We start from the raw sequence: 8,093 nt of genomic DNA on the forward strand, positions 1-8,093 counted from the left end.
ATCCCAGGCGGGGGCGCGGGAACACCGGCTCCGGGCGACAACCCGGGGGCGGGGCCTTGGTGGAACACGTACAAAGAACTCCCTGTACACCTCAAGCGGCGTGACGCTCGTCACTGAGGTCGGCGGGTGGGTGCCTCGTTTTGCGCGGGGGGCCACCGCCCGGAGAGACTGTGGAGTCCCGCCAAACCGTCCTGAGCACCCGAGAGCAAGCTGAGCGCCATGCACGACCTGAAGGCCACGGCCGGACCCCTCGGGGACGGCCACGAACCGCTCGCGGGCGGTCTCAAGCAGCGGCACCTCACCATGCTCGGACTCGGCGGTGTCATCGGGGCGGGGCTCTTCGTCGGTTCGGGGGCCGGGATCGCGGTCGCCGGGCCCGGCATCGTCGTGTCGTACCTGATCGCGGGCGCGCTCGCGATGTGTGTGATGCGGATGCTCGGCGAGATGTCGGCGGCCATGCCCGCCTCGGGCTCGTTCTCGGTGCACGCCGAGCGCGCGCTCGGCCGCTGGGCCGGGTTCAGCGTCGGCTGGCTCTACTGGTTCCTGCTCGTGGTGGTGCTCGCCGTGGAGGCGACCGGCGCCGCACAGATCGCCAACGGCTGGGCGCCCGCCGTGCCGCAGTGGGCCTGGGTGCTGATCTTCATGCTGGTCTTCACGGGCGCCAACCTCGCCGCGGTGAAGAACTTCGGCGAGTTCGAGTTCTGGTTCGCCACCCTGAAGGTCTGCGCGATCGTCGCCTTCCTCGTCCTCGGCCTGCTCGCGGTCTTCGGGGTGCTGCCCGACACCGACCCCGTCGGCCTCACCCACCTCAGCGGTGACGGCGGATTCCTGCCCAACGGCTGGGAGGGCGTCGTCTCCGGAGTGCTCGCCGTCGTCTTCGCCTTCGGCGGTCTGGAGGTCGTCACGATCGCCGCCGCCGAGTCCGACGACCCGGTCCGCTCGGTCGCCCGCGCCGTGCGCAGCGCCGTCTACCGCATCCTCTTCTTCTACGTCGGCTCGATGCTGGTCATCGTGACGGTGCTGCCCTGGACCGCGCAGCAGGCGGGCGTCAGTCCGTACGTCACGGTCCTGGACTCGATCGGCGTGCCGTCCGCCGGGACGATCATGAACATCGTCGTCTTCGTGGCGCTGCTCTCGGCGCTCAACGCCAATCTGTACGGCTCCTCCCGCATGGTCTTCTCGCTCGCCGAGCGCGGCGAGGCCCCGAAGGCCCTGCTCAAGGTCGCCGGGGGCGGGGTGCCGCGCCGGGCGGTCCTCGCCTCCGTGGCCTTCGGCTTCGTCTCGGTGCTGCTCAATCTGGAGTGGCCCGACTCGGTCTTCCTCTACATGCTCAACTCGGTCGGGGCGGTGCTGCTGTTCGTCTGGGCGCTCATCGCCGTCTCCCAGCTGCGGCTGCGGCGGCGCATCGAGCGCGAGGCGCCCGAGCGGCTGGTGCTGCGGATGTGGGCCTTCCCGTATCTGACCTGGGCGGCGCTGGTCGCGATGGCCGTCGTGCTCGGTCTGATGCTGAACGACGACGGGGCGCGGCCGCAGCTCCTGTGGTCGGCGGGCGCCACGGCGCTCGTCCTCGCGGTCGCGGGGCTGCGGGAGTGGCGCGACCGGCGCGAGGGGACCCCTGAGTAGCGGAGCTCGGGCAGCGGAGTCCAGGTAAACGCCACGTAAACAAAATGTGCGCGCGTCTTCACGAGGTGTGAGCGTCGTGTCCGTATAGCGGTCCGCTGTTCCCTGTCAGCGGTACCGGACCTCAGACTGTGGGCCCGCTCGTCCCCCGTCTCGGCTACTGAACAGGGCCCGCCCATGTCTCGGACGTCCACCTCCAAGGACGCATCGCCCGACGAAGCACCCGGCTCGGCGCCCACGGCCGACTCCCCGCTCGTCCACGGCCTCAAGCAGCGGCACCTCTCGATGATCGCCCTCGGCGGTGTGATCGGTGCCGGTCTCTTCGTCGGCTCCGGGGCGGGCATCGCCGCCGCGGGTCCCTCGATCGTCCTCGCCTACGCCGTGTCCGGCGCCCTGGTCATGCTCGTGATGCGCATGCTGGGCGAGATGTCGGCCGCCAATCCGGCCTCGGGCTCCTTCTCCGTCCACGCCGAGCGGGCCATCGGGCCCTGGGCGGGCTTCACGGCGGGCTGGGGCTTCTGGTTCCTGCTCTGCGTCGCCGTCGGCATCGAGGGCATCGGCGCCGCCGACATCATGGTCGGCTGGTTCCCCGGCACCCCGCAGTGGGCCTGGGTCGCCCTGTTCATGCTGGTCTTCTGCGGCTCGAACCTGACGGCCGTGAAGAACTTCGGCGAGTTCGAGTTCTGGTTCGCCGCCCTCAAGGTCGGCGCCATCGCCCTCTTCCTCGGCATCGGCGTCCTCGCGATCCTCGGCATCCTGCCCGGTTCGGACGTCTCCGCGCCCGGCACCGCGAACCTCACCGGCGAGGGCGGCTTCATGCCCAAGGGCACGGACGGCCTGATCATCGGCCTCCTCGCCTCCGTCTTCGCCTACGGCGGCCTGGAGACCGTGACGATCGCCGCCGCGGAGTCCAAGAACCCGGTCCAGAGCGTCGCCAAGGCCGTGCGCACCGCCATGTGGCGCATCGCCCTCTTCTACGTGGGCTCGATGCTGGTCGTCGTCACGCTGCTGCCGTGGGACGACAAGGAGGTCGCCGAGAAGGGCCCCTACGTCGCCACGCTCGACCACCTGGGCATCCCCGGCGCCGGGCAGATCATGAACGTCGTCATCCTCATCGCCCTGCTCTCCGCGATGAACGCCAACATCTACGGCGCCTCGCGCATGTCGTACTCCCTGATCGAGCGCGGCCAGGGCCCTAAGGCACTCGGCCGGATCCACAGCGGCGTCCCCCGCCTCGCGGTGCTCGCCTCCTCGGTGTTCGGCTTCGTCTGCGTGCTGCTCAGCTACTGGCGCCCCGACGACGTCTTCCCCTGGCTGCTCAACATGATCGGCGCGATGATCCTGGTGGTGTGGATCTTCATCGCCGTCTCGCAGCTCATCCTGCGCCGCAGGACCGAGCGCGAGGAACCGGCGAAGCTCGTCGTGCGGATGTGGGCCTACCCCTTCCTGACCTGGGTGGCGCTGGCCGCGATGGCGTACATCTTCTATCTGATGACCGAGCAGCCCGACACGCGCAAGCAGCTCATCGCGACGGGTTCGCTCACGCTGGTGCTCGCCGTGATCGGCATCGTGCGCCAGAAGGCGGCGGAACGGTCGGCGGCGGCCAACACCACCCACTAAAGGCACGGCGAACACGCGGTACACGCCGTACACGCTGTGCGCGAGGGGCCCGGGATCGATCGCGATCCCGGGCCCCTTTGGCGTTCCCGGGTGCCGTCGGCGCGCCCCCGGCCGGTCCTAGGACGAAGGGCTGATCAACTTCCCGGCACTTCTGCTGTTAGCCTGCACTTGCATATAGGTTGCAATAAGCGGATGCACTAAGCAGAGCAGCAGTCGGAGGGCTCGGATCATGGCCATTTACACGCTTCCTGAACTTCCGTACGACTACGCGGCGCTTGAACCTGTGATCAACCCGCAGATCATCGAGCTGCACCACGACAAGCACCACGCGGCGTACGTGAAGGGCGCGAACGACACCCTTGAGCAGCTTGCGGAGGCGCGTGACAAGGAGACCTGGGGCGCCATCAACGGCCTGGAGAAGAACCTGGCCTTCCACCTCTCCGGCCACATCCTGCACAGCATCTACTGGCACAACATGAACAGCCCCAAGGACGGTGGCGGCGGCGAGCCGCTGGCCGCCGACGGCGTGGGCGAGCTGGCGGACGCGATCGCCGAGTCGTTCGGCTCCTTCGCCAAGTTCAAGGCGCAGCTCACCAAGGCCTCGGCGACCACGCAGGGCTCCGGCTGGGGCGTGCTCGCCTACGAGCCGCTGAGCAACCGCCTCATCGTCGAGCAGGTCTACGACCACCAGGGCAACGTCGGCCAGGGCTCCACGCCGATCCTGGTCTTCGACGCCTGGGAGCACGCCTTCTACCTCCAGTACAAGAACCAGAAGGTCGACTTCATCGAGGCCATGTGGCAGGTCGTCAACTGGCAGGACGTCGCCAAGCGCTACGAGGCCGCCAAGCAGCGCGTCAACAGCCTGCTGCTGGCCCCCTGAGACCACCCGCCGCACCGGATCGTCCCGCCTCGTGATCGTCTTCTCAACTTTCGCCGGGGCGGGCGGAGAGACGAAAGGCCCCCGTGAGGACGTGACTCACGGGGGCCTTTCGGTGGCCGGGGTTCCGCGGGAACGTGTCGGCATGGTGGACGAGAAGCACTGCCCCACATGCCGACAGCTGCACCTCTTCCGCAGAGTCACCCCGGCCGAGGAGGCGCACATCGCGCGGACCGTCGGCGTCGCGGACGCGCGGGGCTTCTGGCGCTGCACGAACCCGGGCTGCCTCTGGGTCCAGCCGTACCACGTCCAGAGGAAGGGCTTCGAGCTGCCGGAGGAGACCTTCGGCTAGTCCGGAGACACCCCTGCGGAGACGGCCGTCAGTCGAAGATGGGGCCCTGTGTGCGGGTGCGCTTGATCTCGTAGAAGCCCGGCGTCGAGGCGACGAGCAGCGTGCCGTCCCAGAGCTTGGCGGCGGCCTCGCCCTTGGGGGCGGGGGTGACCACGGGACCGAAGAAGGCGACCTGCTCGCCGTCGGCGCCGGGGACGGCGATGACCGGCGTGCCGACCTCCTGGCCCACCTTGTCGATGCCCTCCTTGTGGGAGGCGCGCAGCTCGGTGTCGTAGGCGTCGGAGTCCATGGCGTCGACGAGGCCGGCGGGCAGACCGACGTCCTCGAGAGCGCCGACGACCGCCTCACGGGTGGGGCCCTCGCCGCGGTTGTGGAAGCGGGTGCCGAGCGCGGTGTAGAGCTTGCCGATGATCTCGTCGCCGTGCTTCTGCTGGGCGGCGATGACGACACGGACCGGGCCCCAGGCCTTGGTCTCGAGCATCTCCCGGTACTCCTCGGGCAGCTCGTCGATCTTGTCCTCGTTCAGGACGGCGAGGCTCATCACATGCCAGCGGACCTGTACGTCGCGGACCTTCTCCACCTCGAGCATCCAGCGGGACGTCATCCACGCCCAGGGGCAGAGCGGGTCGAACCAGAAGTCGACGGGGGTCTTGCCGTTGTTCTCGGACATGTCTCTCCCTAGGGAATGTGTTCGGCGCCTGGGAGGGCAAACACCGGGGGTCCGTCAGGGCATTCCCGGATGTCGGCTGCCGAGGGCACATGCGAGGATCGTAGACATTCGTACGGGTCACGCTTGCGATTCGTGCGTGCGAGTCGTACGAACCCTGCGAGTCCCAGACAGCGAGTCACAAAGGAGTGCCGCCCGTGCCCGGTGAGAATCTGTCCCGCGACGAGGCCCATGAGAGGGCCGCGCTGCTCTCCGTCGACGGTTACGAGGTCTTCCTCGACCTGCGTTCGGCGGTCGGCGAGAGCGGTCAGGAGCCGCGCACGTTCCGTTCGGTCACCACGATCCGCTTCCGCGCCGAGCCGGGGGCCACGAGCTTCGCGGACCTCGTCGCCCCGAGCGTCACGGCCCTCTCCCTCAACGGCAGGGACCTCGACCCCTCCGAGGTCTTCGACGGCACCCGCATCGCGCTGGAGGAGCTGGCCGAGGAGAACGAACTGGTGGTGGACGCCCAGTGCGCGTACAGCCGCACGGGCGAGGGCATGCACCGCTTCGTCGACCCGGAGGACGGCGAGGTCTACCTCTACACGCAGTACGAACCGGCCGACTCCCGCCGTGTCTACGCCAACTTCGAGCAGCCCGACCTGAAGGCGCCCTACCGCTTCGAGGTGCGGGTCCCCGAGGGCTGGACGGCCTGGTCGAACGGCGTGGGCGAACTGGCCGACGGCGTCTGGAAGTTCGCCGAGACGAAGCCCATCTCGACGTACATCACGGCGATCGTGGCGGGCCCCTACCACTATGTGGAGGACCGCTATGAGCGCGTCCTCGACGACGGTACGCGCCTGGAGATCCCGCTCGGCGCGATGTGCCGCAAGGGCCTCGCCCCGCACTTCGACGCCGACGACGTCTTCCTGGTGACCAAGCAGGGCCTGGACTTCTTCCACGACAACTTCGACTACCCCTACCCCTTCGGCAAGTACGACCAGGCCTTCGTGCCGGAGTACAACCTGGGCGCGATGGAGAACCCCGGCCTGGTGACCTTCCGCGAGGAGTTCATCTTCCGCGGCAAGGTGACCCAGGCGTCGTACGAACGCCGGGCCAACGTCATCCTCCACGAGATGGCGCACATGTGGTTCGGCGACCTGGTCACCATGCGCTGGTGGGACGACCTGTGGCTCAAGGAGTCCTTCGCCGACTTCATGGGCACCTTCTCCATGGTCGAGGCGACGCGGTTCACCAACGGCTGGATCACCTTCGCCAACAACCGCAAGGCGTGGGCCTACCGCGCCGACCAGCTCCCCTCCACCCACCCGGTCACGGCCGACATCCGCAACCTGGAGGACGCCAAGCTCAACTTCGACGGGATCACGTACGCCAAGGGCGCCTCGGTGCTCAAGCAGCTCGTGGCGTACGCCGGCCGGGAGGCGTTCCTCGAAGGCGCCCGCCGGTACTTCAAGCGCCATGCCTACGGCAACACCGTCCTCGGCGACCTGCTCTCGGTCCTCGAGGAGACCTCGGGCCGCGACATGACGTCCTGGTCGCGCGCCTGGCTCCAGACGGCGGGCGTCAACTCCCTCACCCCGCAGGTCATCCTGAACGCGGAGGGCCGCGTCACCGAGCTCTCCGTGCTCCAGGAGGCGGCCGAGTCCCACCCCGAACTGCGTCCGCACCGCGTGGCGGTGGGCCTCTACCGCAGGACGTCCCCCGGCGCCCTTGAGCGGTACGCCCGCGCGGAGGTCGACGTCGACGGCCCGCGCACGGTCGTGGCCGAGCTGGCCGGTGAGCAGGCTCCCGAGCTGGTCCTGGTCAACGACGACGACCTCACCTACTGCAAGATCCGCTTCGACGAGAACTCCCTCGCCACGCTGCGGGAGCACCTCGGCGACATCACCGACCCGCTGGCCCGCGCCCTGTGCTGGTCCGCCCTGTGGAGCCTCACCCGGGACGCGCTGATGCCCGCCCGGGACTTCGTCGGGCTCGTGCTGCGCTTCGCCGGGCGCGAGAGCGACATCGGCGTCCTCCAGATGCTGCACGCGTGGACCAACACCGCCCTCACGCACTACGCCGCGCCCGAGTGGCGCGGGGAGGGCGCCCGGGTGCTCGCCGAAGGGGCGCTGCGGGAGCTGCGGATCGCCGAGCCGGGCAGCCAGCACCAGCTCACCTGGGCCCGCTTCTTCGCCGCGGTGGCGTCCTCCCCGGCCGACCTCCAGCTTCTTCAGGGGCTGCTGGACGGCACGGCCAAGATCGACGGCCTCGACGTCGACCAGGAGCTGCGCTGGGCGCTGCTCGGTCCGCTGGCCGCGCACGGCGCCGCCGACGAGGAGGTCCTCGCGGCGGAGCTGGCCCGCGACGACACGGCTTCCGGCAAGCGGCACCAGGTGCGGTGTCTGGCCGCTCGGCCCTCCGCGGCGGTCAAGGCGCAGGCGTGGGCCTCGGTGGTGGAGTCCAACGCCCTGTCCAACGCGCTGGTCGAGGCGACGATCTCCGGGTTCTCGCAGGCGTCGCAGCGGGAGCTTGTCGCGCCGTACGCGGCGAAGTACTTCGACGCGATCGAGCGGGTGTGGGCCGAGCGGTCCATCCAGATCGGCATGGACGTGGTGCGGGGGCTGTTCCCGCACCTCCAGTCCACCGAGGAGACGCTGGCGGCGGCCGACGCCTGGCTCTCCGCGCACGCGGCGGCGGCGCCGGCTCTTCGGCGTCTGGTCCTCGAGGCCCGCGACGACCTCTCCCGAGCCCTCCACGCCCAGTCCTGCGACGCCTCCTGACCCCCGACTGACCCCGGGCACCCCACCTTCTCTCCACGGGGTGCCCGGTGGGGGGGGGGGGGGGGGGGGGGGGGGGGGGGGGGGGGGGGGGGGGGGGGGGGGGGGGGGGGGGGGGGGGGGGGGGGGGGGGGGGGGGGGGGGGGGGGGGGGGGGGGGGGGGGGGGGGGGGGCGGGGGTCAGGAGGCGTCGCAGGAC

Annotated in this window: 6 protein-coding genes; 5 read left to right on the forward strand and 1 reads right to left on the reverse strand. The window is 69.9% G+C overall.

Features of this window, described 5'->3' with window-relative positions; all coding sequences use genetic code 11:
• Nucleotides 1-219 precede the first annotated feature (219 nt).
• From AB8Z36_RS22115 to AB8Z36_RS22130, 4 genes are all read left to right on the forward strand, one after another.
• Nucleotides 220-1,623, forward strand: coding sequence for an amino acid permease (locus AB8Z36_RS22115; protein WP_369215098.1), 1,404 nt, complete (start codon nucleotides 220-222; stop codon nucleotides 1,621-1,623).
• A 174-nt stretch (nucleotides 1,624-1,797) separates the two neighbouring features.
• Nucleotides 1,798-3,240, forward strand: coding sequence for an amino acid permease (locus AB8Z36_RS22120; protein ID WP_369215099.1), 1,443 nt, complete (start codon nucleotides 1,798-1,800; stop codon nucleotides 3,238-3,240).
• A 229-nt stretch (nucleotides 3,241-3,469) separates the two neighbouring features.
• A complete protein-coding gene (locus AB8Z36_RS22125) occupies nucleotides 3,470-4,120 on the forward strand; it encodes a superoxide dismutase (RefSeq protein ID WP_369215100.1) in 651 nt (216 codons plus the stop codon).
• Between the two features lie 142 nt (nucleotides 4,121-4,262).
• Nucleotides 4,263-4,469: a hypothetical protein gene (locus AB8Z36_RS22130; RefSeq protein ID WP_369215101.1), complete on the forward strand. Its 207-nt coding sequence runs from the start codon at nucleotides 4,263-4,265 to the stop codon at nucleotides 4,467-4,469.
• A gap of 28 nt (nucleotides 4,470-4,497) precedes the next feature.
• Here AB8Z36_RS22130 and AB8Z36_RS22135 read toward each other — a convergent pair whose 3' ends face one another.
• A complete protein-coding gene (locus tag AB8Z36_RS22135; protein ID WP_369215102.1) occupies nucleotides 4,498-5,139 on the reverse strand; it encodes a mycothiol-dependent nitroreductase Rv2466c family protein in 642 nt (213 codons plus the stop codon).
• A gap of 194 nt (nucleotides 5,140-5,333) precedes the next feature.
• Here AB8Z36_RS22135 and pepN point away from each other — a divergent pair, with 194 nt between their 5' ends.
• Nucleotides 5,334-7,898, forward strand: a complete 2,565-nt coding sequence (pepN, locus tag AB8Z36_RS22140; RefSeq protein ID WP_369215103.1) for an aminopeptidase N — start codon at nucleotides 5,334-5,336, stop codon at nucleotides 7,896-7,898.
• The last annotated feature ends 195 nt before the right edge of the window (nucleotides 7,899-8,093 follow it).

Source organism: Streptomyces flavofungini, from assembly GCF_041028215.1.
Taxonomy (GTDB): Bacteria; Actinomycetota; Actinomycetes; order Streptomycetales; family Streptomycetaceae; genus Streptomyces; species Streptomyces flavofungini_B.

Excerpts from the sequence above, each read along its gene's own strand:
- AB8Z36_RS22115 (WP_369215098.1), top strand. The coding sequence starts at position 220 with ATGCACGACCTGAAGGCCACGGCCGGACCCCTCGGGGACGGCCACGAA.
- AB8Z36_RS22120 (WP_369215099.1), top strand. The coding sequence starts at position 1,798 with ATGTCTCGGACGTCCACCTCCAAGGACGCATCGCCCGACGAAGCACCC.
- AB8Z36_RS22125 (WP_369215100.1), top strand. The coding sequence starts at position 3,470 with ATGGCCATTTACACGCTTCCTGAACTTCCGTACGACTACGCGGCGCTT.
- AB8Z36_RS22130 (WP_369215101.1), top strand. The coding sequence starts at position 4,263 with ATGGTGGACGAGAAGCACTGCCCCACATGCCGACAGCTGCACCTCTTC.
- AB8Z36_RS22135 (WP_369215102.1), bottom strand. The coding sequence starts at position 5,139 with ATGTCCGAGAACAACGGCAAGACCCCCGTCGACTTCTGGTTCGACCCG.